The sequence below is a fragment of the Streptomyces chisholmiae genome (assembly GCF_031845445.1).
Taxonomy (GTDB): domain Bacteria; phylum Actinomycetota; class Actinomycetes; order Streptomycetales; family Streptomycetaceae; genus Streptomyces; species Streptomyces chisholmiae.
The window spans coordinates 101492-127354 of sequence record NZ_JAVREO010000002.1; the positions used below are offsets into that span (position 1 = coordinate 101492).

A 25863-nucleotide genomic window follows, 5' to 3' on the forward strand; every position below is an offset into this window, starting at 1 on the left:
TGCGGCGAAGAGAACTATGGCATAACGGTCGGTTGAAGCCGCTGGGGTCTCCGGCAGAATCGGGGGCATGACGAGTGAGCCCGAGAAGTACGCCGACCGTACCTACCGCTCCGGGGCAGCGCTGGCAGCCGGCGTGCTGCTGTTGGGCCTGGTGGGCTGGCTCGCCGGGGACGCCCTGCTCCGCGGTGACGGCCGCACGCCGGTGACGGCCGCGTCCACCCTGCTCTTCGTGGCCCCGCTGCTGGTCGCCTTCACGCTGCGGCCGGCCGTCTTCGCCTCCGACGAGCGGCTCCGGGTGCGCAACCCGTTCCGCACCGTGACGGTGCCCTGGTCCCGGGTGGAGTCGGTCCGGGCCGGCTACTCCACCGAGTTGGTGGCCGGCGGCGTCAAGTACCAGATGTGGGCGATCCCGGTCTCGCTGCGCGCCAGGTCCAAGGCCAACCGCCGGCGGGAGATCGCCGAGTCCGGCCGCGCGCCCCGGGGCCTCTTCGGCTTCGGCGGCCAGGCCGCCGCCGCGTCCGACCCGGAGGCCGGCCGGGTGGCGCCCGGCGACATGGCGGTCGCCGAGCTGCGCGAGCTGGCCGAGCGGCACGGCGCGGACGAGGCGGCCCAGGGCGAGATCGCGGTCCGCTGGAGCTACGAGATCCTGGCTCCGCTGGCGCTCGGCGGCGTCGCGCTGCTGATCCTCTGGATCACCTCCTGAGACCCCGACCCGCCGGGAGGGGCCCGGACGGACCGAGGGCCCCCGGAAAACCGATAGCGCGCCCACTCTTGTCGTGATCACGGCGGGATGCCACCTTGGCCCGACCGACGATCAAGGGAGGGCGCGAGGTGACACCGGACGACACCGCGACGGCGACGGAGCGCGTGGACGAGGGGCAGGTGGGCCGGCGGCAGTGGATCGGGCTCGGCCTGGGGGTGGTGCTGGCCGTCCTGGTGCGGCTGCTGCTCCCCGACTCCCTCTCCCCGGACGGCAGGAACGTCGCGGCGGTCGCGACCCTGATGGCGGTCTGGTGGATGACGGAGGCCATCCCGCTGGCGGCCACCGCGCTGCTGCCGCTGGTGCTCTTCCCGTTGCTCGGGAACGCGCCGCTGGCCGACGTGGCGCCGCCCTACGCCAGCGAGACGATCTTCCTCTTCATGGGCGGCTTCCTGCTGGCCGTGGCCATGCAACGCTGGAACCTGCACGCCAGGTTCGCGCTCAGCACCGTGCTCCTGGTGGGCACCAGTCCGGTCCGCATGGTCGGCGGGTTCATGCTCGCCACCGGCGCGCTGAGCATGTGGATATCCAACACCGCGACCGCGGTGATGATGCTGCCGATCGGCGTCGCCGTGCTCGGTCTGGTCACCCAGCTCGGGGACGGCCGGCGGGACGCGAACTTCGCCACCGCGCTGATGCTCGGCATCGCCTACGCCGCCTCCATCGGCTCGCTCGGCACGCTGATCGGCACCCCGCCCAACGCGTTCCTGCGCGAGTACCTGAGCAGCGAACACGGCATCGACATCGGCTTCTTCCAGTGGATGCTCTTCGGGGTGCCGCTGGCCGCCGTCTTCCTCTTCCTCGCCTGGTTGGTGCTGACCCGCGTCTTCTTCCGGCCCACCCTCACGGAGATCCCCGGCGGGCGGGAGCTGCTGCTGGAACGACGGCGGGAACTCGGCCCGATGAGCCACGCCGAGAAGACGGTGCTCGCCGTCTTCGCCCTGGCCGCGCTCTCCTGGGTGCTGGTGCCGCAGCTGGAGGACCGCTGGGCCTGGGTCTCCGACTTCGGCGACTCCGGCATCGCGGTCACCGCGGCGCTGCTCCTCTTCCTGCTGCCCGCCGACACCCGCGCCACCCGCCGGGTGCTGGTCTGGGAGGACACCAGGGACCTGCCCTGGGGCATCCTGCTGCTCTTCGGCGGTGGGCTGAGCCTCTCCGGGCAGTTCGGGGCCAGCGGGCTCAGCGCCTGGGTCGGGGAGCGGGTCAGCGGGCTGGACGGGGTGCCGGTCCTGCTGCTGGTCGTGGTGGTCGCCGGGCTGGTGCTGCTGCTCACCGAGCTGACCAGCAACACCGCGACCGCCGCGACCTTCCTGCCGATCATGGGCGGGGTGGCGCTCGGGCTCGGGATCGACCCGCTGCTCCTCGTGGTCCCGGTCGCGCTCGCCGCGACCTGCGCCTTCATGCTGCCCGTCGCCACCCCACCGAACGCGATCGTCTTCGGCTCCGGCCACGTCACCATCGGCCAGATGGTGCGGGGCGGCGCGCTGTTGAACGTCATCGCCCTGGTGTTGATCACGCTGGTGACCTACACGCTCGGCGTCGCCGTCCTGGACATCGCGCTGTAGCGGGCTCGCCCGCCGGCCGGGGCCACGGCCGGCGGGCGAGCCCGGCTACGTCGGCAGCCCGGCCTGTCGGGCCAGGTCGGCGCGGAGCGCCGCCAGGGTCTCGGCGGCGGCCCGGCGGGCGGCCGGCAGCGCGGCCGGGTCGGCGGCCGGGGCGATGACCTCCAGGTAGCACTTGATCTTGGGCTCGGTGCCCGACGGGCGGACCACCACCCGGGCCGAGGTCACCGCGCCGGCGCCGGCCAGGTGGTAGCGCAGCCCGTCGGTCGGCGGCAGCTCCGGCCCGCCGTCCCGCAGGTCCTCGGCCGTCGCCACCGGCAGCCCGGCCAGCTCGGTGGGCGGGGCGGCCCGCAGCCGGCGCATCGCGTCGGTGATCACCGACAGGTCGGCCACCCGCACCGACAGCTGGTCGGTGGCGTGCAGCCCGTGCCGCACCGCCAGCTCGTCCAGCAGGTCGAGCACGGTGCGCCCGTCGGCACGCAGCTCGGCGGCCAGCTCCGCCATCAGCAGCGCCGCGGTGACGCCGTCCTTGTCCCGCACTCCCGCCGGGTCCACGCAGTAGCCGAGCGCCTCCTCGTAGGCGTAGCCCAACTCCGGGAGCCGGCCCAGCCACTTGAAGCCGGTGAGCGTCTCGGTGTACGGCAGCCCGGCGTCCGCCGCCAGCCGCCCGACCAGCGAGGAGGAGACGATCGAGGTGGCGAGGACGCCCTTGCGGCCGTGCCGCACCAGGTGGCTGGCCAGCAGCGCGCCGACCTCGTCGCCGCTCAGCATCCGCCAGCCGCCCGCCGCCGCCGGGTCCGGCACGCCCACCGCGCAGCGATCCGCGTCCGGGTCGTTGGCCAGCAGCAGCTCCACGCCCGGGGTCGTCCGGGCCAGCTCCAGAGCCAGGTCCATCGCCCCCGGCTCCTCCGGGTTGGGGAAGGAGACGGTGGGGAAGTCCGGGTCGGGCGCGGCCTGCTCCGGCACCTCGACGGGGGCGGGGAAGCCGTTTCTGACGAAGGCGGCGGTCAGCACCGACTGGCCCACGCCGTGCAGCGGGGTGTAGACACTGAGCACCGAGCGGGCGGAGCCCGGGGTCAACACGGCGCCGGTGCGGGCCAGGTAGGACTCGACGATCTCCTCGCCCAGCACCTCCCAGCCGGTCTCCGGCCTGGGCACCTCGGCCAGCGGGCCGACCGCCGCGATCTCGGCGGCGATCTGCGCGTCGGCCGGCGGCACGATCTGGCTGCCGTCGCCGAGGTAGACCTTGTAGCCGTTGTCCCGGGGCGGGTTGTGGCTGGCGGTCACCATGACGCCGGCGACCGCGCCCAGCTCCCGGATGGCGAAGGCCAGCACGGGGGTGGGCAGCGCGCGGGGCAGCAGCGCGGCGCGCAGGCCGGCGCCGGTGAGCACGGCGGCGCTGTCCCGGGCGAAGCGTTCGCTGTGGTGCCGGGCGTCGTAGCCGATCACCACCAGCCCGGGGGAGTGCCGGCGCAGGTACCCGGCCAGGCCGGCGGCGGCGCGGATCACCACGGCGCGGTTCATCCGCATCGGGCCGGCGCCCATCTCGCCGCGCAGGCCGGCGGTGCCGAACTGCAGGGTGCCGGCGAACCGCTCGGCGAGCGCGGCGTGGTCGTCGGCGGCCAGCAGGGCGGCCAGTTCGGCGCGGGTCGCCGGGTCCGGGTCCTCGGCCAGCCACCGTGCCGCCCGCTCGCGCAGGGCCGGCGTCTCGCGTGGGGGGTCAACGTTCATCGGGAACTCCTGTGCCGCCGTGGTTCTTCGCCGTGCCCCGGACGCGTCGTGCGCCGGACCGGGGCGGGCCGGGGATGCCGGAGGTGCTGGGGGGCTGGGGTGGGGGGTGCCGGGGTGGAGGTCAGAGCTTGACCAGGACCTGGTGCAGCAGGGCGCCCATCCGCTCGGCGGAGTCCCGGCCGGCCCGCAGCACCTCCTCGTGGTTGAGCGGGGCCCCGGTGATGCCGGCGGCGAGGTTGGTCACCAGGGAGATCCCCAGCACCTCGGCGCCCAGCTCGCGGGCCGCGATCGCCTCCAGCACCGTGGACATGCCCACCAGATGCCCGCCGATCGCCCGGACCATCCGGATCTCGGCCGGGGTCTCGTAGTGCGGCCCCGGGAACTGCACATAGACGCCCTCCTCCAGGGTCGGATCGATCTCCTGGCAGAGTGCCCGCAGCCGTGGCGAGTAAAGATCGGTCAGATCGACGAAGTTCGCGCCCACGATCGGGGAGGTCGCGGTCAGGTTGATGTGGTCGCTGATCAGGATCGGCTGCCCCACGCGCATCCCCTCGCGCAGACCGCCGCAGCTGTTGGTCAACACCACCGTCTTGCAGCCGGCCGCCACCGCGGTGCGCACGCCGTGGGCCACGGCGGCCACGCCGAGGCCCTCGTAGTAGTGGGTGCGGCCGAGGAAGACCAGCGCCCGCTTGTCGCCCACCTGGTAGGAGCGGACGCGCCCGGCGTGCCCCTCGGCGGTCGGCGGCGGGAAGCCGGGCAGGTCGGTCACGTCCAGCTCCACGGACGGCGCCCCGAGCCGCTCGGCGGCCGGGCCCCAACCGGAGCCCATCACCAGGGCGACGTCATGGCTGGGCACACCGGTCAACTCGCGTAGCCGACCGGCGGCTGCTTCGCCCGACTGGGCCATGTCAGATGCGTTCACGGACTGAGCCTAACCGCTGACTCCCTACGCGCGTAGACGGCGGTGCGCACGGGATCGGGTACCAGCCATCCCACACCCGCCGGCCGGCGGCCGTCAGCAGGGGCGTTTGCGCAGCTCCATCACGTAGTCGTGGGGGGCGCCGGCGGACTCGGCGGCGTCGGCGATCTCGCCCAGGTAGCGGGCCGAGGGCAGGCCGCCCTCGTAGCCGTTGAGCACGTAGGCCCAGGCGTTGACCGCGCCGTCCAGGGTGGCCACCCGGATCCTGGTCCGCCGGTAGATGCCCAGGCCGACGCCCTCCCAGCGGTCCAGGCTCTCCTCGTCCATCGGGGCGATGTCGTAGAGCGCGACGAAGACGTCGGGCGCCGGCGGCACGCCGGCCTCGGCCAGGGTCGCCAGCGCGCCCTCCCAGCCCATCTCCTCACCGCCGAAGGTGAGCCGCCAGCCGGTGAGCCAGCCGGTGCCACGCAGCGGCGAGTGCGGTGCGCGCCGGGACATCAACCGGGGGTCGAGGTTTCCGGCGTAAGCGGCGTAGAGCGACATGGCCCCGAGGGTACGGGAGCGACGCCGGTCGGCTCCCGGGAACGGTGACGTTTTCTCCGCGCCCACCCGGCCCCCTCCGGTGGCCCCGGTGCGGCCCACGCCCGGGGCGCGGGAGGGGGCCGGGCGCGAAGGGGACGTCTCGTGCGGGACACTGGGAGGGTGACTCGAATCGTGATCATTGGTGGCGGACCCGGCGGCTACGAGGCGGCGCTGGTGGCGGCGCAGCTCGGCGCGGAGGTGACCGTCGTCGACCGGGACGGCCTCGGCGGCGCCTCGGTGCTCACGGACTGCGTCCCGTCCAAGACGCTGATCGCGACGGCCGAGGTGATGACCGGCTTCGACTCCTCGCACGAGGAGCTGGGCATCGAGATCGACCACGACGGGGACGGCGTCGGGGACGAGGTGCGCGGCATCGGGGTGGACCTGGGCGTGGTCAACCGCCGGGTGAAGCGGCTGGCGCTGGCCCAGTCGCACGACATCACCTCCTCGGTCAAGCGCGCCGGGGTCACCGTGCTGCGCGGCCGGGGCCGGCTGCTGCCCGGGCAGGACCAGGACGGCACCCGCCGGGTCGCGGTGGCCGAGGCCGGTGGCGGGCAGCGCGAGCTGGTCGCCGACGCGGTGCTGGTGGCGACCGGCGGCCATCCGCGGGAGATCCCGGACGCCAGGCCGGACGGGGAGCGCATCCTCACCTGGACGCAGGTGTACGACCTGGCCGAGCTGCCGGCCGAGCTGGTGGTGGTCGGCTCCGGCGTCACCGGCGCCGAGTTCGCCGGCGCCTACCAGGCGTTGGGCTCCCGGGTGACGCTGGTCTCCTCGCGCGAGCGGGTGCTGCCGGGTGAGGACCCGGACGCGGCCGCCGTGCTGGAGGACGTCTTCCGGCGGCGCGGGATGAACGTGCTGGCCCGCTCCCGGGCGGCGGCCGCCAAGCGGGTCGGGGACCGGGTGGAGATCACCCTCTCGGATGGTCGGACGGTCTCCGGCACACACTGCCTGATGGCGGTGGGCGCGGTGCCGAACACGGCCGACATGGGCCTGGCCGAGGCCGGGGTGAAGCTGTCGGAGTCGGGCCACATCCGGGTGGACAAGGTCTCCCGCACCTCGGCGCCCGGGGTCTACGCGGCGGGCGACTGCACCGGGGTCTTCGCGCTGGCCTCGGTGGCCGCGATGCAGGGCCGGATCGCGATGTACCACTTCCTCGGCGACGCGGTGGCGCCGCTGGACCTGAAGACGGTCTCGGGCAACATCTTCACCGACCCGGAGATCGCCACCGTCGGCTACACCCAGCAGGACGTGGACGAGGGGCGGATCGACGCCCGTTCGGTGAAGCTGCCGCTGCTGCGCAATCCGCGGGCCAAGATGCAGGGCGTGCGGGACGGTTTCGTGAAGCTCTTCGCCCGGCCGGGAACGGGCATTGTGGTGGGCGGTGTTGTCGTTTCCCCGCGCGCCAGCGAGCTGATTCATCCGATAGCGATCGCCGTGGACAACAGTTTGACGGTGGAACAGATCGCAAAGACGTTCACGGTTTACCCCTCGTTGTCCGGGTCGATCGCCGAAGCGGCGCGTCAGCTGCATACCTGAAGAAAACCGAAAGTCCAGTAGGCATTGGTGGGCGCGGGAAGCATCCGGGTGCGCCCCCGGCGCATAGCACGCCGGGGGCGTGCGTATAGACAACATCGATAAATCCTCGCAACCTGCTGAAAGCAGATGGTCGTTGGGGTTACTGTCGGTTCCGTGTTCGCTGCAGAACGTCGTCAGATGATTCTCGAAATGGTGCGCGCCAACGGAGCCGTGTCGCTCCGCGAGCTGGCCCGCGTCGTCCAGACCTCAGAAGTGACCGTCCGGCGCGATGTCCGCGCCCTGGAGGCAGAAGGGCTGCTTGACCGTAGACACGGGGGCGCGGTCCTCCCGGGGGGCTTCACCCGGGAGTCCGGTTTCCCCCAGCGGGCCATGGCCGCGACGGCGGAGAAGACCGCCATCGCCGAGCACGCCGCCTCGCTGGTGCGGGAGGGCGAGGCCATCGTGGTCGGCGCCGGCACCACCACGCAGGAGCTGGCCCGCCGGCTGGCCCGGGTCCCCGGGCTGACGGTGGTCACCAACTCGCTGCTGGTGGCCCAGGCGTTGGCGCACGCCAACCGGGTGGAGGTGGTGATGACGGGCGGCACCCTGCGCGGTTCCAACTACGCGTTGGTCGGCAGCGGCGCCGAGCAGTCGCTGTTGGGGCTGCGGGTCAGCCGCGCGTTCCTCTCGGGCTCCGGGCTCACGGCCGACCGCGGCCTGTCCACCTCCAACATGCTGGCCGCCAGCGTGGACCGGGCGCTGCTGCGGGCGGCGGCCGAGGTGGTGGTGCTGGCCGACCACACCAAGCTGGGCGCCGACACGGCGTTCCAGACCGTTCCGACGGACCTGATCAGCCAGCTGATCACCGACCAACCACCCCCGGAGGCGGAGAAGGCGGGCGCGGAGCTGGAGGCGCTCGCCGAGCAGGGGGTGCGGGTCTCGATGGTGGGCACGCCGGCGCCGCCGGTCGCCAAGCCGCCGGTCGAGCGGGGCGAGGGGGTGCGCCGGGACCTCCCGCTCCCGGCCCCCCGGGCGACGGGGCACCCGGGGCTCGGCGGCACCCCGCCGATGGGCCAGCGGATCTCCGACCTGGCCCCGCGCCGCCGGTAGCCGACGTCACCCTCGCCCCGGTCGCTCCGACCGAGGCGGGGGGCGCCCCGTGGTGCCGCGGCGCCGCCGGCCCGGCCGGCGGCACGCCTCGGCCCGCCGACCGGCACCGCACGGGTGCCTGGCCGACGGGCCGGTGCTGACGGTGGAGCGCGGTCGCGTGCGGTGCCTGCCGGCCCGCGCCGCCTCAGGCGCCGACCGCGGTCAGTCCTTGATCTCGCAGATGACGGCCCCCGCCGAGAGGGTGGCGCCGACCTCGGCCTTGAGCGCGCCGACGGTGCCGGCCCGGTGGGCGTTGATGGGCTGCTCCATCTTCATCGCCTCCAGGACGATGACCAGCTCGCCCTCCTCGACCCGCTGCCCCTCCTCGACCGCGACCTTGACGACCGTGCCCTGCATCGGCGAGGGCAGCGCGTCCCCGGTGGGCGCCGCGCCGCCGCCGCGCTTGGCGGCCTTCCGACGGGCCGGACGGGCGCCGCCGGCGACCGCCGCGCGGGCCAGCGGCATGGCGAGCGTCGCCGGCAGCGACACCTCGAGCCGCTTCCCCGCGACCTCGACCACGACCGTCTCCCGGATGCCGCTCTCCTCGGCCTCCCCGAGCACCGCGTCGTAGGCCGGCAGCTCGTTGACGAACTCCGTCTCGATCCACCGGGTGTGGACCCGGAACGGCTCGCCCTCGCGGCCGTTCACCTCCGGCGCGAAGGCCGGGTCGGTGATCACCACGCGGTGGAAGGGCAGCACCGTGGCCATCCCCTCGACCTGGAACTCGGCCAGCGCCCTGGCCGCCCGCTCCAGCGCCTGCCGGCGGCTGGCGCCGGTGACGATCAGCTTGGCCAGCATCGAGTCCCACGCGGGGCCGATCACCGTGCCGGACTCCACGCCGGTGTCCACCCGCACGCCGGGGCCGAGCGGCGGCGCGAAGGTCGTCACCGTGCCGGGCGCCGGGAGGAAGTTCCGCCCGGGGTCCTCGCCGTTGATCCGGAACTCGATGGAGTGCCCGCGCAGCGGCGGGTCGTCGTACCCCAGCGGCTCGCCCTGGGCGATCCGCAGCTGTTCGCGGACCAGGTCGATGCCGGTGATCTCCTCGGTCACCGGGTGCTCCACCTGGAGGCGGGTGTTGACCTCAAGGAAGGAGATGGTGCCGTCCTGACCGACCAGGAACTCGCAGGTGCCGGCGCCGACATAGCCGGCCTCGCGGAGGATCGCCTTGGACGCGGCGTAGAGTTCGGCGTTCTGCGCCTCGGAGAGGTACGGCGCCGGGGCCTCCTCGACCAGCTTCTGGTGGCGCCGCTGGAGGGAGCAGTCCCGGGTGGAGACCACGACGACGTGGCCCTGGCTGTCGGCCAGGCACTGGGTCTCCACGTGCCGCGGGCGGTCCAGGTAGCGCTCAACGAAGCACTCGCCGCGGCCGAAGGAGACCTGCGCCTCGCGCACCGCCGACTCGTACAGCTCGGGGATCTCCTCCAGGGTGCGGGCGACCTTCAGGCCGCGCCCGCCGCCGCCGAAGGCGGCCTTGATCGCCACCGGCAGGCCGTGCTCCCTGGCGAAGGCCACCACCTCGTCCGAGCCGCCCACCGGGTCGGTGGTGCCGGCGACCAGCGGGGCGCCGGCGCGCTGCGCGATGTGCCGGGCGGCGACCTTGTCGCCGAGCGAGCGGATGGCGTCCGGCGGCGGGCCGATCCAGGTCAGCCCGGCGTCGAGCACGGCCTGCGCGAACTCGGCGTTCTCCGACAGGAATCCGTACCCCGGGTGGACCGCGTCCGCCCCCGCGACGGCCGCGATCCGAAGGACCTTCTCGATGTCGAGATAGCTGGCGGCGGGCGTGTCACCGCCGAGGGCGAACGCCTCGTCGGTCGCCCGGACATGGGGCGCGTCCCGATCAGGGTCGGCGTAGACGGCCACGCTGGCGATGCCTGCGTCGCGACAGGCGCGGGCGACCCGCACGGCGATTTCGCCACGGTTGGCGATGAGCACCTTGCGCACGATGGCTCCTTCCTTGGAACAAAGCGATTTTAGGTACTGACGACACCCCGCAACGAGTCGCCCACAGGGGTGACCCCGTCCACACGGACGGTGATCGGAAGCGTCCTTGAGTGCTGACAACCTGGCTCTACCAAGGTACGCGCCCCAAACGGGTGCTGGGCGGGCGATCGTCGACGATCGCCCGAGGCGCCCGGGGAGAGTGGGTCGGAGGGCCGGGTCGTTGTGGGGACTCGATAAGGGTTGGGGGGATTCTTTGCGGCCGCGCGAGGGCTTGCCGGTCGCGTTACCCGGCAGTAGCGTGCGCGGCGTGCACCGAGGCAGACGAAGCGTGACGGCAGTGGCCGCCGTGGTGGTCATCGGGTTGGCGGTGGGTCTGGGCCTGCTGCACTGGGTACTTGGGCTGGTCGCCGAGCGCCAGCGGATGTCCGTCGGCGGGGTCTCGGCCACCACGCTCAGTGTGACAGCCTGGTCGGCCGGCGCCGCGCTGGCCGGCTATCTGCTGTGCTGCGGCGCCCTGTTGGCGCGGACCGCGGCCCGGGACCGGCCGCCGGGGCGGTGGGCCAGGGCGGCGCTGCGCGGCGCCGCCGGACTGCAGCTGCCGTTGGGCGCGCTGGCCGTCGGACTCGCCGGCTGGGCCGCCTTCGCCGTCCTGATGACGGTGTTCGGCCTGCTGGTCGGCAGCCTGCTGCTCTACCCGGCCGCGGGCGACGGGCCCTCGCGCTCAGCCCGCCCACAGGTCGGTGACGGCGACCCCGGCGCCGGCCAACAGGCGGCGCAGCAGCGGCAGCGAGAGCCCGATCACGGTCCCCGGGTCGCCGGTGACGCCGTCGACGAACGGCGCCGACCGGCCGTCCAGGGTGAACGCCCCGGCGACGTACAGGGGTTCGCCGCTGGCCACGTAGGCGGCGATCTCCGCGTCTGACGGCTCCCCGAAGTGCACGGTGGTGGAGGCCACCGCCGAGGCGCGGTAGCCGCTGGCGGTGTCGATCAGGCAGTGCCCGGTGCGCAGCACCCCGTCCCGGCCGCGCATCGCCCGCCAGCGCGCGGTCGCCTCCTCGGCGTCCGCCGGCTTGCCCAGCGCCACGCCGTCGATGTCGAGCACCGAGTCGCAGCCGACCACCAGCGCCCCGGCCGCCGCCGGTCGTTCGGCGACCGCAGCGGCCTTGGCCTCGGCCAGCAGCCGGGCCAGCTCCGCCGGGTCATCGGCGGCCAGCGCCTCCTCGTCGACGCCGCTGACGATCACCTCGGGGGCCAGCCCCGCCTGCCGCAACAGGCCGAGTCGGGCCGGTGACTGGGAGGCCAGCACCAGACGCCGCGCCGGACCCCCGCCGTTCCTGCTCTCCGTCATGGGGCGAGGCTATCGGCCGTCGCCGGCCGGGGCGTCGCCGACCTCGACGGGCAGCGGCTCCGCCCGGCGAGGTCCGGCGGCGTGGACGGTGGTCGGGCGGAGGCCGGGCCGGCGTGCGGCCGGCCGGCGGTGGTCCCCGGTGTGCGGGGGGTGCGGCAGCGGGCCGGCGGCCTGGCACCGGCGGCGGGTGACGTGGTGCGGGCGCCGGGTGCCGCGCCCTGCCGGCCGGCGGGGGGACGGCGCATCCCGGCGGGCGGCGCCGGCGGCTCGGCGCGCGGTGGTTCGGGACAGTCCCCTGACCGCTCCGGCGGGGCACCCGGCCGACGGTCAACTCGCCGACGCGGTCCGGGGTGTGGGCGCCGAGCGTGCGGCGGGCCGGCACTTCCCGCCCGGATTCGCCGCATCCGGTCCGGGGCGCGGGAGAGCCAGCCGACGGGCCGTCCCGCGACGGTCGGCCAGGCGCCGCCGTCCCCCGGGGCACCAGCCGCCCGGCTCGCTGCCCTCGAACCTCGGGGCCCGGCGCCACATCGGTGGGCGGCAGGGCGGGCCCGGGCCGTGGTCGGAGGCCGCCGAGCAGCCGCCCGACGCCACCGTCCGCGGCACCGCGTCCGGCCGCGATCCCGGGGGAGTGCTTCCCCGCCGGCGAGCCCGCCGGGGCGGGTTGTCGCATCCGAGCGGTCCGCGGCGCGCGGCCGCCGGCGCGCTCCGGTCAACCGGCCTCCGCGCCCCAGTCCCACAGCGCCTGGAGGACCGGGCCGAGGGCCCGGCCCCGGTCGGTCAGCCGGTAGTCGACGGTCGGCGGCCAGCCCGGCCGGCGCCGCCGGTCCAGCACGCCGGCCTCGGTGAGCTGGCGCAGCCGGTCGGTGAGCACCTTGTCGGAGAGCGCGGGGAGCGCGCCGGCCAGCTCGCGGTAGCCGAGCGGCCGGCCGGCGCGGAGCAGCTCGCGTACCAGCAGGGTGGTCCAGCGGCCCCGGAGCGCGGTCAGCGCGATCTCCACCGGGCAGTCGGGGCTGGGCCGGGCGACCGCCGCGCGCGGGTCGTCCGGCAGCCCGGGGCGATGGCGCACCGTTGGGTGAGTCACGGGACGGTCTCCTACGGTCGTCGGCATGAGCGAGACACACGAGTCGAACGGGCCCGGCACCGCGTCCGGGCCGGACGGGAACGAGCCCGCCGTCCACGGTAGTTCGGGGCTGCCGGTGGCCCGGCGCGCCGCTGAGGTGCCGGCGGTCTTCGCGGCCAGGTTCAACAGCGCCGACCCGGCCGCCGCGGTGGCCGGGATGTACGCCGAGGACGCGGTGTTCGTCACCCCGGCCGGGCGGGTGGCGCGCGGCGCGGCGGCCGTCGCCGAGGCCAACGCCGGCTTCCTGGCCGCCGGCCGGCCGATCGCGGTGCGCCCGCGCCGGATCACCGAGGTCGGGGACACGGCGCTGCTGGTGGTCGACTGGGCGCTGGTCGGCACCGACGTCGGCGGCACCGCGACGGATGTGGCCCGACGGGGCGCGGACGGCGTCTGGCGCTACCTGATCGACAGCCCGACCGGCGGCGACCCGCCGGCCTGAACCGGGACGGGAGCCCGCGCGGCACGGCCCGGCACGGGGGTGCCGGCCGCGCCGAGGGTCAGCTCCCGCCCGGCGCGAGGGCCGCGACCAGCAGGTCGGCGAGGAGGGCGGCGCCGGTCCCCTCGGGGTCGAGGTCCGGGTCGTAGATGGTGAGGTTGAGCCCCACGCAGTGCGCCGAGCCGGCCAACGCGGTCAGCAGCGGGCCCAGTTCCGCCGGGAGCAGGCCGTCCGGGTCGGGGCTGTCCACGGCGGGCATCACCGTCGGGTCCAGGACGTCCGCGTCCAGGTGCAGCCAGAACCCCTCGGTGGGCGCCGCGGCCAGCTCCGCCAGGGCGCGCGCCGGGCCGTCCGGGCCCCAGGCCCGGATGTCGCTCACGGTGGCCGCCGGGATGCCGAGGCGGGCCAGCTCCGCGCGTTCGGTGTCGTAGTCACGGATGCCGAACAGGCGCACGTCCTCGTCCCGCAGGTAGGGGCGGAGCCCTTCGATGTCGGTCAGGTCGGCCTGGCCGCGGCCGGTGGCCAGGGCCAACTCCTCGCCGCCGGCGGCGCCGACGTGCGGCGCGTTCCCCGAGTGCCGGAAGTCGGCCGAGCCGTCGATCGCGGCCAGCCCGTAGCGGCCGAGCCGGCGCAGCGCCAGTGAGGAGCCGAGCTGGATGGAGCAGTCGCCGCCCAGCACCACGGGGAACTCGCCGGCCCTGACGTGGCCCTCAACCCGGTCGGCGAGGCGCCGGGTGTAGCCGGCGATGGCCTCGGCGTGGAAGACGCCGTCGCCCGGCCGCCAGGCGCCGCGCTGGTAGCGCGGGGGCACCACGACGCCGCCCTCCGTGGCGCCGAGCCGGGCCAGCAGCCGTTGCTCGCGCAGCGCGCCGGCGAGCTTGTAGCAGCCCGGCACCGAGCCCTCGGCCGGTGGTCGCAGTCCGAGATTGGAGGGGGCGTCGAGGAGCACGATGCGGCGCATGTGGCCATGGTGCCACGCGGGGCGTGCGCCCGAGGAGGTGTCAGGCGCTCGCCTGGGCGGTGCTGTTCCTGACCACCAGGGTGGTGGCCAACTCGACGCGGGGGCTCTCCAGTTCCTCCCCGTTCATCAGCCGGACCAGGGTCCGCAGGGCGCTGCCGCCCATCTCCTTCAGCGGTTGCCGGACGGTGGTCAGCGCGGGGGAGACCCAGCGGGCCTCGGGCAGGTCGTCGAAGCCGACCACGCTGATGTCCTCCGGAACCCGCAGGCCGGCCTCGGCGATCGCCTCGTAGCCGCCGATGGCCATGTGGTCGGAGCAGATGAACAGGGCGGTGGGCGGGGTCGGTCGGGCGAGCAGGGCGCGCACCTGCTCGGCGCCGCTGGCCCGGTCGTAGGTGCCGTGCCGGATCTCCGCCGGGTCCACCTCCACCCCGGCCGCGGCCAGCGCGGAACGGTAACCCGCCAGCCTGGCCCGGGAGTAGAGGTGCTGCGGCGGGCCGGTGACCAGGGCGACGCGGCGGTGGCCGCGGCGCAGCAGGTGGCTGGTGGCCTCGTAGGCGCCGGCCCAGTTGGTGGTGCCGACGGACAGCACGTCCGGCGGCGGGTCGCTCAGCGGGTCGATGACCACGCACGGCACCCGCGCCTGGGCCAGCCGGCCCAGTTGGTCCCTGGTCGGCTCGATCAGGCCCAGCACCACCCCGGCGCTGCCGCGTTCCAGGATCCGGTCCACCCAGTCCTGCGCCCGGTGGTTGGTCGCCGCCGTGGAGGACCTGGCCACCGAGATGGCCACGTGCACCCCGGCCTCGTAGGCCGCCGCCTCCATGCCGCTGGCCACGCTCGCCGGCCAGGAGCCGTCGAGCCCGCTCAGCACCAGGTCGACGGTGCGGGCGGTCGGCTCGGGCGCCGGGGTGCCGCGCCGCACGTAGTGGTGCTGGCGCAGCGCGGTGTCCACCTTGGCCCTGGTGTCCCGGGAGACGTCGTCCCGGCCGTTGAGGACCTTGGAGACGGTGGAGATCGACACTCCCGCCAACTCGGCGATCTGCGCCAGCGTGGGGCGGGGCGGCCTGCTTTCGGTCACAAGATTGTTCGCTGCCTTCCCGACACTTTTCGAGACACTGTAGTCGGCTGGACACTGGTGCCACGCCGCGCTCCGGCTTCCGGGCGCGACGTGGGGGAGCCGGGCCGACGCGGGCCGGGGGTTCCGCCCGGCGGTCGAGTGCCGCAGAATCCACCGACAACGCCCGATCCGCTCCCGCGCCGGACAGGAGAATCCATGTCGCCACCGCAACCTCCCGCGCCCCTGCGGGTCACCGTCTGGAGCGAGGGCCGACACGAGCGGCGGGACCCCGAGATCGCCCAACGGTATCCGCGCGGGATGCACGGCGCCATCGCCGAGGGGGTCACCGAGCACCTGGGCGAGCGGGCGCGGGTCCGCACGGCCACCCTGGACGAGCCGGAACACGGCCTGACGGAGGCGGTGTTGGCCGAGACCGACGTGCTCACCTGGTGGGGGCAGGCGGCGCACAAGGAGGTGGCGGACGAGGTGGTCACCCGGGTGCAGCGCCGGGTGCTGGCCGGCATGGGGCTGATCGTGCTGCACTCCGGGCACTGGTCGAAGATCTTCACCCGGCTGATGGGCACCACCTGCACCCTGCGCTGGCGCAACGCGGCCGAGCGGGAGCTGGTCTGGACGGTGGCCCCCGGGCATCCGATAGCCGCCGGCGTCACGCATCCGATCGTGATCGAGGAACAGGAGACCTACGGTGAGTTCTTCGACATCCCGACCCCCGAGGAGCTGGTCTTCGTCAGCTCCTTCGCCGGCGGCGAGGTCTTCCGCAGCGGCTGCGCCTTCCGGCGCGGCAACGGGCGGATCTTCTACTTCAGCCCGGGGGACCAGGACTATCCCGTCTACCACCACCCCCAGGTGCGGCGGGTGATCGCCAACGCCGTGGCCTGGGCCGCTCCCGAACGGGTCGGCGCGGTGCCCCGGTTGACGCACAGCGCGGCCGGCTGGTTCGAGACCGCCGCCGGCGGGCCGGCATGACGGGGCCGGACGGGCCCCCGGGGACCGCGGCCGGCGCCGGGTGGGGGTTCGCGACCCGGCCGGCCGACGGGGCGCCGCTGCGGGTGCTCCAGGTGGGGGCCGGCGGGATGGGGCGGGCCTGGCTGCGGGCGGTGCGCGCCTCGCCCGAGGTGACCCTGGTCGGGCTGGTCGACCTGGTGCCGGAGCGGGCCGCCGAGGCCCTGGCCGAGGCCGGGCTGCCCGACGTGCCGGTCGGCACCGACCTGGCCGTGCTGGCCGCCGACCACGCGCCGGACGCGGTGCTCGACGTGACCGTGCCGGCGGCCCATCTCCCGGTGACGCTCCAGGCGTTGGCCCTGGGGCTGCCGGTGCTCGGGGAGAAGCCGCTGGCGGTCACGCTGCCCGAGGCGCTGCGGCTGGCGGCGGCGGCCGAGGCGGCCGGCCAGCTCTTCATGGTCAGCCAGTCGCGCCGCTACCATCCCGAACTCTTCGCCCTCCGGGGGCGGTTGGCCGCCCTGGGGCGGCTCGGCGTGGCGAGTACGGAGTTCTTCAGGGCGCCGAGGTTCGGCGGCTTCCGGGACGCCATGGCGCAGCCGCTGCTGATCGACATGGCGATCCACGCCTTCGACACGGCGCGCTGGCTGCTGGCCGCCGAGCCGGTCTCGGTCCGCTGCGAGTCGTACAACCCGCCGTGGAGCTGGTACGCGGGGGACGCGGCGGCCACCGCGGTCTTCGAGATGACCGGCGGCGTCCGCTACACATACACCGGCAGCTGGTGCTCGCCCGGCGTCGAGACCTCCTGGAACGGGCGCTGGCGGCTGAGCGGCGAGCACGGCGCCGCGCTCTGGGAGGGCGAGGGGCCGGCCGTCCTCGACCCCCCGCCGGGTGAGCCGCCGCCGGCCGCCGCGGCCGGCCCGGGCACCGGGATCGACGGCGCGCTGGCCGAGTTCACCCGCGCGCTGCGCACCGGGGCGCGCCCGATGGGCGAGGTGCACGACAACCTGCTGACCCTGGCGATGGTGGTCGCCGCCGTCGAGTCGGCGGCCGGCGACCGGCGGGTGTGGATCGACGAGCTGCTCGACGCGGCGCTGCCGGTGGCCCGGGCGGCCGCCACCGGCCCGGAGGCCGACCGGTTGCGCGCCTGGCCCTCGGCCCGGGCCGCCTGCGGCTGACCCGCGCCCCCGCGTGCCGGCGCCCCGGCACGCGGGGGAGCGCGGGCCGGGGCGCCTGGCCACCCGCGTCAGTCGGCGGCCGGCTCGGTCACCCCCTGTCCGATGAACTCGACCCAGTTGACGTTGAGTTGGCCGCTGGTCTTGACGAAGTACAGCGGCCCGCTGGCGGGTTCGGCGTCGCTCACCGGTCCGGTGAAGTCCTGGTACACCTGCCAGTCCCCGGTGGCCGCCACCTCGATGGTCGCCACGGTGGGGCCGGTGTCCGGGTCACCGGTGCGGACCTCGACGGTCGCCCCCTGGTCAGGGGAGGCGGCCCGCAGCCCGATCTCGTCGATGGCGGTCAGGTTGGTCGGCTCCCAGGCCCACCAGTCGCCGTCCTCGATGTAACCGATGTTGTCGCCGCCGCCGGCCGAGTCGCCGGTCTCCTCGACGATCACGCCGGGATCACCGTCGCTGTCCGCGTCGGCCAGCCGGCCGGTGGCGTCGAAGTGCTCCGCCTCCCGGTGCTTGGGCTGCAGGACGAGCACCTCCTGGGTGGTCAGCGGCGGGGCGGCGCCGTTGCCCCCGTCGGTGTAGGTGACCGTGATCGTGCCGAAGATGTTGGCGCCGATGTGGCCCTCGTCGCCGTGCAGCGGGAAGCTGCCGGAGCAGCCGTAGTGCAGGTCGTGGCCGTGTGAGTGCTCGTCGTGGCCGAGCGCCGGCTGGACCACCACCTGCTGGCAGTCGATCTCGCCGTCCTCCTCGTCGGTCACCGACACCTCGTAGGCGATGGTGTCGCCGAACTCGAAGAACCCGCCGTCCAGCGGCGCGGTCACGGTGATCTCGGGCGCGTTGTTGCCGGCCACGATGGACACGTTGGAGACGGCGGCGCGCCCCTCGGCGTCGGTCACGGTCAGCCGCGCGGTGTAGGCGCCGGGTTCGGTGTAGGTGAAGGAGCCGGTGGGCTCGGTGCTGTCCTCGGTGCCGTCCCCGTCGAAGTCCCAGGAGTAGGTGATCGCGGTGCCCTCGGGGTCGGCGGAGCCGGCCGAGTCGAAGTTGACCTCCAACGGGGTCGGGCCCGAGGTGCGGTCCGCGGTGGCCCGGGCGACCGGGGAGCGGTTGCCGTCGGTGAAGTCCACCCGGTAGACGCCGGAGTCGGTGTTGTCGCCGCCGAAGCCGCTGCCCCACTCGATCACGTAGAGCGCGCCGTCCGGCCCGAACTCCAGGGCGTGTGGCCGGTTGAACTCCAGTTCCTCCAGGAACCTGGTGACCTCGCTGACGCCGGTCCGCTCCTCGTCGAGCCGCAGCGAGAACATCCGGCTGTCGTTCCAGTCGGCGAAGACCACGGTGTTGTCGTAGGTCTCGGGCCACTTGCGGTCCGAGTCCAGGTCGGGGTCGAACTGGTAGGCGCCGGAGGTCATCGGCGCGCCGCTGCCGCCGATCTCCGGGGTGTTGGTGGTGCCCTGGCCCATCCACAGCTCGGCCGGGATGGCGGGCGGCAGCTCGGTCAGTCCGGTGTTGTGCGGCGAGTCGTTGACCGGGGCCGCGCAGTCGAACGCCGCGCCCGAGGTGCCGGTGGCGAAGTCGTGGTCGATGTAGGGGGTGTTCTCGCCGACACAGTACGGCCAGCCGTAGAAGCCGGGCTCGTCCACGATGTTCCACTCCACCCGGCCGTCCGGGCCCCGCTCGGGGTCGGCGGCCCCGGCGTCCGGCCCGTAGTCCGCGACGAACAGGCCGTCGGTGAGCGGGTCGACGCCGATCCGGAACGGGTTGCGGAAGCCCATCGCGTAGATCTCGGGCCTGGTCCGCTCGGTGCCCTCGGCGAAGAGGTTGCCCTCCGGGATGGTGTACGAGCCGTCGTCCCGCGGGGTGATCCGCAGGATCTTGCCGTTGAGCGAGTCGCTGTTGGCCGAGGTCCGCTGGGCGTCCCAGGCGCCGCGGTCGGCCCGCTCGTCGATCGGGGTGTAGCCGTCGGAGGCGAACGGGTTGGTGTTGTCGCCGGTGGCGATGTACAGGTTCCCCTGGGTGTCGAACTCCAGGGCGCCGCCGGCGTGGCAGCACTCCTGGCGCTGGGTCTCGACGTCGAGGACGACCTGTTCGCTGCCCAGGTCCAGGGTGTCGCCGGACAGGGTGAACCGGGACACCCGGTCCACTTGCTCGTCGCCGGCCGGCGAGTAGTAGAGGTAGAGCCAGCCGTTGTCCGCGAAGTCCGGGTCCAGCGCGATGCCCAGCAGGCCGAACTCCTGCCCGACGTAGACCGGGATGCTGCCGGCCCTGACCACGTGGCCGCCCGGGTGGATCACCATGACGTCGCCGTTGCGGTCCACGTAGACGACCCGGCCGTCGTCGGTGACCGCCAGCTCCATCGGGTTGCTGGTGTTGTCGTCCAGGGTGACCTTCTCGAAGTCCGCCGCCAGCGCGCCGTCCTCGCCGCCCGAGCAGTCCGCCTCGACCACGCCGGCGGCGCTGCGGATGCCGCCGAGCAGGTGTGCCAGGAAGGCGGGTTCGGCGAACGACTCGGCGGTGTGGCCGAGCCCGGTGTACCAGGCGCGGCCGGCGTCGACCTCCGAGCACCAGGCGATCGGGTGGTCGTCGCCCATGGTGCCGCCCTGGTAGCTGCCCTCGTCCAGGGTGGCCAGCACGTGGGCGTGTCCTCGCGGGTTGGGCGCGTAGTCGTACCACTCGTCGTGGCGCTCCCACTCGGCCGGCAGGGCGGCGGTGGACGGGTGGTCGGCGTCCTCGACGTGGATGGTCGCGGTCTGTGGCTCGGGGTGGCCGGCGAAGTAGCCGCCGACCAGCTCGCCGTACCAGGGCCAGTCGTACTCGGTGTCGGCCGCCGCGTGCACGCCGGCGTAGCCGCCGCCGTTGGTGATGTAGCGCTCGAAGGCGGCCTGTTGGTCGTCGTCGAGGACGTCCCCTGTGGTGGAGAGCCAGATGACGACCTCGTAGTCGGCCAGGTCGGCGTCGTTGAAGACGGCGGCGTCCTCGGTGGCGGTGACGTCGAACCCGTGGTCCGCGCCGAGCGCCTCGATGGCCGCGATCCCGGCCGGGATGGAGTCGTGCCGGAAGCCCTCGGTCTTGCTGAAGACCAGGGCCTGGAAGGTCTCCTCGCCGTGACCCGGGTGGGCGGCGGCGATGCCGCCGGCGCCGAGGGTGAGGGCGAGGGCGACGGCGCCGACCCGCGCCGTCGATCTGCGGAAGTGCTGGGCTGTGGTTCGCAACGCGGCTCCTCACAGAGGGGTGGGGGTGGTGCGCGGCCGCCTTCGGGGCTGGACCCGGCGGCGGCCGCCGCGCGCCGGGCCGGTGCTGCGCTGGGGTGGCCCGGCGGTGCCCCGCGGCCGGCGGGGGCGCCGGTCGCGAGAACGTCTCGAAGTCGATCAGTCGATCAGTCGGGGAGCGGGGCACCGGGGAGCGCCGCGCCACCGGCGGGGCGGCGCGGGCGGGCCCAGGGGGCCTGGCTGGTGGGGTTGTTCGGCGGGTGCTCAGAGCACGTTCAGGGGACGTTCAGCAGGTGTTCGGTGGCCGTTCGGTGGGGGTTCGCCGGCTGGCTCAGCGACTGGCCCACAGCAGGCCGCGCTCGGTGAGGGCGCGCACCGCCGGCACCCGGAAGTCCGCCAGGTCGTGGCCCAGGGTGGAGACGAAGACCCGCCCCCGGCCCCAACGCCTGGTCCAGACCGCGGGGATGGCGACCGGGCGGGCCCGGGTCTCGTCGGCGTCGAAGGTGACGGTGGCCAGCACGTCGTTGAGCGGGTCACCGTGCACCCAGTAGGGCTCGGCCGGCACCGTGAACGCGTCCAGGCCGGCGAGCACCGGGTGGTCGGCGTGTTCCGGCGCCGGGGTGATCAGTTGGGTGGCGCCGGTCGGCGCCCCCGGTACCCGCCGGCCGCCGACCAGCAGCGGGTAGCCGGGGTCGGCGGGGAAGGCGTCCACGATCCCGCCGTGCCAGCCGGCGAGCCCGGTGCCGGCCCGGACGGCCGCCGCGAGGCCGGCGCTCTCGCCGGGGGTGATGTCGCCCGCCGTCCAGCACTGGACGATGAGGTCGGTCTGGGAGAGCAGTTTCTCGTCCTCGTAGGCCTCCAGGGTGTCCTCGACGACCACCCGGAAGCCGTGGTCGTCGAGGAAGGGCAGGAAGAGGTTGGTGGTCTCCCGCGGCTGGTGGCCGTCCCAACCGCCGCGTACCACCAGCGCCTGCCGCCGTCCGGGGGTCATGGGTCCCCGCTCCTCTCGTGCCGTTCCGGTCGGTGCGGGCCCCTCGGGTCCCGGCCGCTGGGTCGAAAAGTTTCGAAAGAAATCGGATTCCGCTCGGCACTGTAGGAACGGGCCACCAGGGCCGTCAAGGCTTGCGGCGCGGTCCCGGCAAAAGTTTTCGAAACCACGCGGGCGCCGGCCGCCGCGCAGCCACTGCGCGGCGCCGGCGCCCGGCGAAACGGGAACGGCACGGATGGACCGGCGAACACCGGTCAACAGAACGGGGGTTGGCGGTCGGGCCGCGGGCTCAGGCCGGCCAGAAGCTGGTCCGCCAGGCGTCCGGCCCCGGCGCGGGCAGCGGCCGTGCCGGCCGGGGCGCCGACCAGGCGTCGGCGCGCGGCGCCGGGGCCGCCCCCGCCCGGCCGCGCGCCACCGCGAGGGTGGCGGCGATGGCCGCGGCCAACTCCTCGGGCGTCGGGTTGCCCCGCGTCACGGTGATCACTCGTGGTACCTCCTGGACGGACCGGTCGGACGGGACGTACGGCCGTGCTACAGCGGGATGTTGCCGTGCTTCTTCGGCGGCAGCTGGGCCCGCTTGCCACGCAGCGCGCGCAGCCCGCGGACGATCTGCCGCCGCGTGTCGGACGGCGCGATCACCGCGTCCACGTAGCCGCGCTCGGCCGCCACGTACGGGTTGAGCAGCGCCTCCTCGTACTCGGCGGTGAGCCGGGCCCGTTCGGCCTCTCGGGCCGGCCCCTCCGCGATCCCGGCCAGCGTCCTGCGATGCACGATGTTGACCGCGCCCTGCGCGCCCATCACCGCGATCTGCGCCGTCGGCCAGGCCAGGTTGAGGTCAGCGCCCAGGTGCTTGGAGCCCATCACGTCGTAGGCGCCGCCGAACGCCTTCCGGGTGATCACCGTGATCAGCGGCACCGTGGCCTCCGCGTAGGCGAAGATCAGCTTGGCGCCGCGCCGGATGATGCCCTGGAACTCCTGCTCGGTGCCGGGCAGGAAGCCGGGCACGTCCACGAAGGTCAGCACCGGGATGTTGAACGCGTCGCAGGTGCGGACGAACCGCGCCGCCTTCTCCGAGGCGTGGATGTCGAGACAACCGGCGAACCGCATCGGCTGGTTGGCGACCACCCCGACCGAACGGCCCTCGACCCGGCCGAAACCGGTGACGATGTTGGGCGCGAACAGCGGCTGCGTCTCCAGGAACTCGCCGTCGTCCAGCACCCGTTCGAGCACCTGGTGGATGTCGTACGGCTGGTGGTCGAAGTCCGGGACCAGCGTGTCCAGCTCCCGGTCCGCCTCGGTCACCCCCGGGTCCGGCTCCGCCGGGTAGGCCGGCGGCTCGGTCAGGTTGTTGGACGGCAGGTAGGCCAGCAGCGCCCGGACGAAGTCCATGGCGTCGTGCTCGTCCCCGGCCATCTGGTGGGCCACCCCGGACCGGGTGTTGTGGGTGCGGGCGCCGCCCAGCTCCTCGAACCCCACCTCCTCGCCGGTCACCGTCTTGATGACGTCGGGTCCGGTGATGAACATGTGCGAGGTCTGGTCGACCATCACGGTGAAGTCGGTGATCGCCGGGGAGTAGACGGCGCCGCCCGCGCACGGGCCCATGATCAGCGAGATCTGCGGCACCACCCCGGAGGCGTGCACGTTCCGGCGGAAGATCTCGGCGAACATGCCGAGCGCCGCCACCCCCTCCTGGATGCGCGCCCCACCGCCGTCGTTGATCCCGATCACCGGGCAGCCGGTCTTCAGCGCGAAGTCCATCACCTTGACGATCTTCTCGCCGTAGACCTCGCCCAACGAGCCGCCGAAGACCGTGAAGTCCTGCGAGTAGACGCAGACCGGACGGCCGTCCACCGTGCCGTAGCCGGTCACCACGCCGTCCCCCGGCGGCCGGTTGGCGTCGATCCCGAACGCCGTCGCCCGGTGCCGGGCGAACTCGTCCAGCTCGGTGAACGAGCCGTCGTCCAGCAGCAGTTCGATCCGTTCCCGGGCGGTCAGCTTGCCCTTGGCGTGCTGCCGGGCGACCGCCCGCTCGGAGCCGGCGTGGGTGGCCTCCGTCACCCGTCGGTGGAAGTCGGCGATCTTGCCAGCGGTACCGCGGATTTCGGCGTCGGCTGCCACGCGGGCTCCTCCTCGTGCCTGTCTGCTGCCTGTCCTGGCTCCCGGCGGCGGGCGCCCGTCCGGGCGGGCGGCGCCGTCCGGCTACCGAACCGTAGGTTAACCGGCCGACCGGCGCCGGCCGGTGGTGGCGCCGGTCACACCCGTAGGGTGGCGGCCATGAGCACTCCGTCCGGCCGCTGGTCCGACCTCGACCGCCCGCCCCTGCGGGCGGCCGCCCTGCGCTCGGCGCTGATCCGGCCCAGCGGCCGCTGGACCCGGCTGCGCGTGGTGGAGGCCACCGGCTCCACCAACGCCGACCTGGCCGCCGCGGCCGGGGCCGGCGAAGCGGCCCCCGGCGAGGTGCTGGTCGCCGAGGAGCAGACCAGCGGGCGCGGCCGGTTGGGCCGCAGCTGGAGCGCCCCGGCGCGCTCCGGGCTGTTCTTCTCGGTGCTGCTCGACCCCGAGCCCGAGGTGCCGACCGAGCGGCTGCCCTGGCTGCCGCTGCTGGCCGGCGTCGCGGTGGCCGGCGCGCTGGCCCGCACGGCCGGCGTGGACACGGCCCTGAAGTGGCCCAACGACCTGCTGGTCACCGTGGACGGCGTGGAGCGCAAGCTGGGCGGCATCCTCGCCGAGCGGGTGCCGGACGGCGGCGTGGTGCTGGGCATCGGGCTCAACGTCTCGCTGCGGGCCGCGGAGCTGCCGGTGCCGGGCGCCGGCTCGCTGGCCCTGGCCGGCGCCCCGAACACCGACCGGGACCCGCTGCTGCGCGCCGTGCTCCGCTCGCTCGACACCTGGTACACGGGCTGGGTGGCCGCCGGCGGCGACCCGGCGACCGGCGGCGACCCCAGCGTCGGCCCGGTCGCCGACGCCTACGCGGCCGGCTGCGCGACGCTGGGCCGCCCGGTGCGGGCCGAGCTGCCGGGCGGCGGCGAGCTGCGCGGCACGGCGGTGGCGCTGGACGGCGACGGGCGGCTGGTCATCGAGGACCGGGCGGGCGCCCGGCACCCGGTCGCGGCCGGTGACATCGTCCACCTCCGGGCGACGTGACTTAGGGCACACCTGCCGTAGGGTTGGTGCTCGGGGACTCGTGAGTACGCGGCGAAGCGGCGGATCGTCCCCGGTCCGCCGACCGGCGGCGTGGGGGCGGGTGCCAGGCAGGACGTCAGGACCGCGCCACCGGGGCGCGGCGAAGCGGAACGGTAGGACAGTGCACGACGAAGGGACTCTCCTCGCGAGATCGGGCGGTGGCCGTGGCGGGGGCTGACCCTGGTCCGCCCGAGCCGGCGGAAGACGAGGACCCCCTCGCGTTGCGCATCGAGCAGCTGATCCTGGGGGCGGAGCGGCAGTACACGCCGTTCCAGGCGGCCCGGGCGGCCGGCGTGCCGATGGACCTCGCCTCCCGGTTCTGGCGGGCGATGGGCTTCCCCGACATCGGCCAGGCCAAGGCGCTGACCGAGGCGGACGTGCTGGCGCTGCGCCGGCTGGCCGGCCTTGTCGAGGCCGGGCTGCTGAGCGAGCCGATGGCGATCCAGGTGGCCCGCTCCACCGGGCAGACCACGGCCCGGCTGGCGGACTGGCAGATCGACTCCTTCCTGGAGGGCCTCACCGAGCCGCCGGAGCCCGAGATGACCCGGACCGAGGTGGCCTACCCGCTGGTCGAGCTGCTCCTCCCGGAGCTGCAGGAGTTCATCGTCTACGTCTGGCGGCGGCAGCTGGCCGCGGCCACCGGGCGGGTGGTGCAGGCACAGGACGACGCGGAGATGGTGGACCGCCGGCTGGCCGTCGGCTTCGCCGACCTGGTCGGCTTCACCCGGCTCACCAGGCGCCTTGAGGAGGAGCAACTCGGCGAGCTGGTCGAGGCGTTCGAGACCACCGCGGCCGACCAGGTGGCCGCGCACGGCGGCCGGCTGATCAAGACCCTCGGCGACGAGGTGCTGTTCGCCGCCGACGACGCGGGCACCGCGGCCGAGATCGGGCTGCGGCTGGTGGAGACCCTCGGCGCCGACCCGATGATGCCGGAGCTGCGGGTGGGCATCGCCTTCGGCACGGTGACCACGCGGATGGGCGACGTCTTCGGCAACACGGTGAACCTGGCCAGCCGGCTGACGTCGATAGCGCCCAAGGACATGGTGCTGGTCGACGGCGCCCTGCGGGAGGAGCTGACCGCCGCCGGCCTGGCGCCGCGCTCGGAGAAGGCGGCGGACACCACCGAGGGGTACCGGTTCGCGCTGCAACCGCTCTACCAGCGGCCGGTCCGTGGCCTCGGCATCGTCGAGCCCTGGCTGCTGACCCGCCGGGGCTGAGCCGGGGCCGTCCCCCGCGCCGGGCCGGCCGGCGGGGCTGACGGGCGGCGCCCGGCGGT

At 74.6% G+C, this 25863-nt stretch carries 21 protein-coding genes; 9 read left to right on the forward strand and 12 right to left on the reverse strand.

Features of this window, described 5'->3' with window-relative positions; all coding sequences use genetic code 11:
• Positions 1-67: 67 nt before the first annotated feature.
• Positions 68-703, forward strand: coding sequence for a PH domain-containing protein (locus RM844_RS03310; protein ID WP_311664529.1), 636 nt, complete (start codon positions 68-70; stop codon positions 701-703).
• 128 nt (positions 704-831) lie between these two features.
• Complete coding sequence (locus tag RM844_RS03315; RefSeq protein ID WP_311664531.1) at positions 832-2325, forward strand: SLC13 family permease; 1494 nt, start codon at positions 832-834, stop codon at positions 2323-2325.
• Positions 2326-2370: 45 nt separating this feature from the next.
• Here RM844_RS03315 and RM844_RS03320 read toward each other — a convergent pair whose 3' ends face one another.
• From RM844_RS03320 to RM844_RS03330, 3 genes are all read right to left on the reverse strand, one after another.
• Positions 2371-4053, reverse strand: a complete 1683-nt coding sequence (locus tag RM844_RS03320) for a phospho-sugar mutase (protein WP_311664534.1) — start codon at positions 4051-4053, stop codon at positions 2371-2373.
• 121 nt (positions 4054-4174) lie between these two features.
• Entirely contained in the window at positions 4175-4960 is a 786-nt protein-coding gene (locus RM844_RS03325) for a purine-nucleoside phosphorylase (protein ID WP_311665294.1), read from the reverse strand.
• 108 nt (positions 4961-5068) lie between these two features.
• Complete coding sequence (locus tag RM844_RS03330) at positions 5069-5515, reverse strand: gamma-glutamylcyclotransferase (protein ID WP_311664535.1); 447 nt, start codon at positions 5513-5515, stop codon at positions 5069-5071.
• A gap of 159 nt (positions 5516-5674) precedes the next feature.
• Here RM844_RS03330 and RM844_RS03335 point away from each other — a divergent pair, with 159 nt between their 5' ends.
• Complete coding sequence (locus tag RM844_RS03335) at positions 5675-7093, forward strand: NAD(P)H-quinone dehydrogenase (protein WP_311664538.1); 1419 nt, start codon at positions 5675-5677, stop codon at positions 7091-7093.
• A 189-nt stretch (positions 7094-7282) separates the two neighbouring features.
• The gene (locus RM844_RS03340; RefSeq protein WP_449657320.1) at positions 7283-8182 is read left to right on the forward strand and encodes a DeoR/GlpR family DNA-binding transcription regulator; all 900 of its coding nucleotides are present in this window, start codon (positions 7283-7285) and stop codon (positions 8180-8182) included.
• 201 nt (positions 8183-8383) lie between these two features.
• Here RM844_RS03340 and RM844_RS03345 read toward each other — a convergent pair whose 3' ends face one another.
• The 3 genes from RM844_RS03345 to RM844_RS03355 form a co-directional block, all read right to left on the reverse strand.
• Positions 8384-10162, reverse strand: coding sequence for an acetyl/propionyl/methylcrotonyl-CoA carboxylase subunit alpha (locus RM844_RS03345; protein WP_311664541.1), 1779 nt, complete (start codon positions 10160-10162; stop codon positions 8384-8386).
• Between the two features lie 721 nt (positions 10163-10883).
• Entirely contained in the window at positions 10884-11510 is a 627-nt protein-coding gene (locus tag RM844_RS03350; RefSeq protein WP_311664544.1) for a Maf family protein, read from the reverse strand.
• A 709-nt stretch (positions 11511-12219) separates the two neighbouring features.
• The gene (locus RM844_RS03355; RefSeq protein ID WP_311664546.1) at positions 12220-12591 is read right to left on the reverse strand and encodes a winged helix-turn-helix transcriptional regulator; all 372 of its coding nucleotides are present in this window, start codon (positions 12589-12591) and stop codon (positions 12220-12222) included.
• Between the two features lie 25 nt (positions 12592-12616).
• Between RM844_RS03355 and RM844_RS03360 the strand changes: the two genes are divergently transcribed.
• On the forward strand, positions 12617-13069 hold the full coding sequence (locus RM844_RS03360; protein ID WP_311664548.1) for a YybH family protein: 453 nt from the start codon (positions 12617-12619) through the stop codon (positions 13067-13069).
• Between the two features lie 58 nt (positions 13070-13127).
• Here RM844_RS03360 and RM844_RS03365 read toward each other — a convergent pair whose 3' ends face one another.
• Positions 13128-14027, reverse strand: coding sequence for an arginase family protein (locus RM844_RS03365; protein WP_311664550.1), 900 nt, complete (start codon positions 14025-14027; stop codon positions 13128-13130).
• A 40-nt stretch (positions 14028-14067) separates the two neighbouring features.
• Complete coding sequence (locus RM844_RS03370; RefSeq protein WP_311664552.1) at positions 14068-15102, reverse strand: LacI family DNA-binding transcriptional regulator; 1035 nt, start codon at positions 15100-15102, stop codon at positions 14068-14070.
• Between the two features lie 195 nt (positions 15103-15297).
• Between RM844_RS03370 and RM844_RS03375 the strand changes: the two genes are divergently transcribed.
• Positions 15298-16068, forward strand: coding sequence for a ThuA domain-containing protein (locus RM844_RS03375; RefSeq protein ID WP_311664554.1), 771 nt, complete (start codon positions 15298-15300; stop codon positions 16066-16068).
• On the forward strand, positions 16065-17219 hold the full coding sequence (locus RM844_RS03380) for a Gfo/Idh/MocA family protein (RefSeq protein ID WP_311664556.1): 1155 nt from the start codon (positions 16065-16067) through the stop codon (positions 17217-17219). Before RM844_RS03375 ends, RM844_RS03380 begins: the two co-directional genes overlap by 4 nt.
• Positions 17220-17287: 68 nt before the next feature.
• Here RM844_RS03380 and RM844_RS03385 read toward each other — a convergent pair whose 3' ends face one another.
• The 4 genes from RM844_RS03385 to RM844_RS03400 all read right to left on the reverse strand — a co-directional run bounded on the left by RM844_RS03385 (position 17288) and on the right by RM844_RS03400 (position 23522).
• A complete protein-coding gene (locus RM844_RS03385; protein ID WP_311664558.1) occupies positions 17288-20419 on the reverse strand; it encodes a ThuA domain-containing protein in 3132 nt (1043 codons plus the stop codon).
• 328 nt (positions 20420-20747) lie between these two features.
• Positions 20748-21407, reverse strand: coding sequence for a ThuA domain-containing protein (locus tag RM844_RS03390; protein WP_311664560.1), 660 nt, complete (start codon positions 21405-21407; stop codon positions 20748-20750).
• 286 nt (positions 21408-21693) lie between these two features.
• On the reverse strand, positions 21694-21888 hold the full coding sequence (locus RM844_RS03395) for an acyl-CoA carboxylase epsilon subunit (RefSeq protein WP_311664562.1): 195 nt from the start codon (positions 21886-21888) through the stop codon (positions 21694-21696).
• 47 nt (positions 21889-21935) lie between these two features.
• Positions 21936-23522: an acyl-CoA carboxylase subunit beta gene (locus RM844_RS03400; RefSeq protein WP_311664564.1), complete on the reverse strand. Its 1587-nt coding sequence runs from the start codon at positions 23520-23522 to the stop codon at positions 21936-21938.
• Between the two features lie 156 nt (positions 23523-23678).
• Here RM844_RS03400 and RM844_RS03405 point away from each other — a divergent pair, with 156 nt between their 5' ends.
• Together RM844_RS03405 and RM844_RS03410 are read left to right on the forward strand one after the other, a co-directional pair.
• Entirely contained in the window at positions 23679-24548 is an 870-nt protein-coding gene (locus RM844_RS03405) for a biotin--[acetyl-CoA-carboxylase] ligase (protein WP_311664566.1), read from the forward strand.
• A 203-nt stretch (positions 24549-24751) separates the two neighbouring features.
• Positions 24752-25804, forward strand: a complete 1053-nt coding sequence (locus tag RM844_RS03410; RefSeq protein WP_394814412.1) for an adenylate/guanylate cyclase domain-containing protein — start codon at positions 24752-24754, stop codon at positions 25802-25804.
• Positions 25805-25863 lie beyond the last annotated feature (59 nt).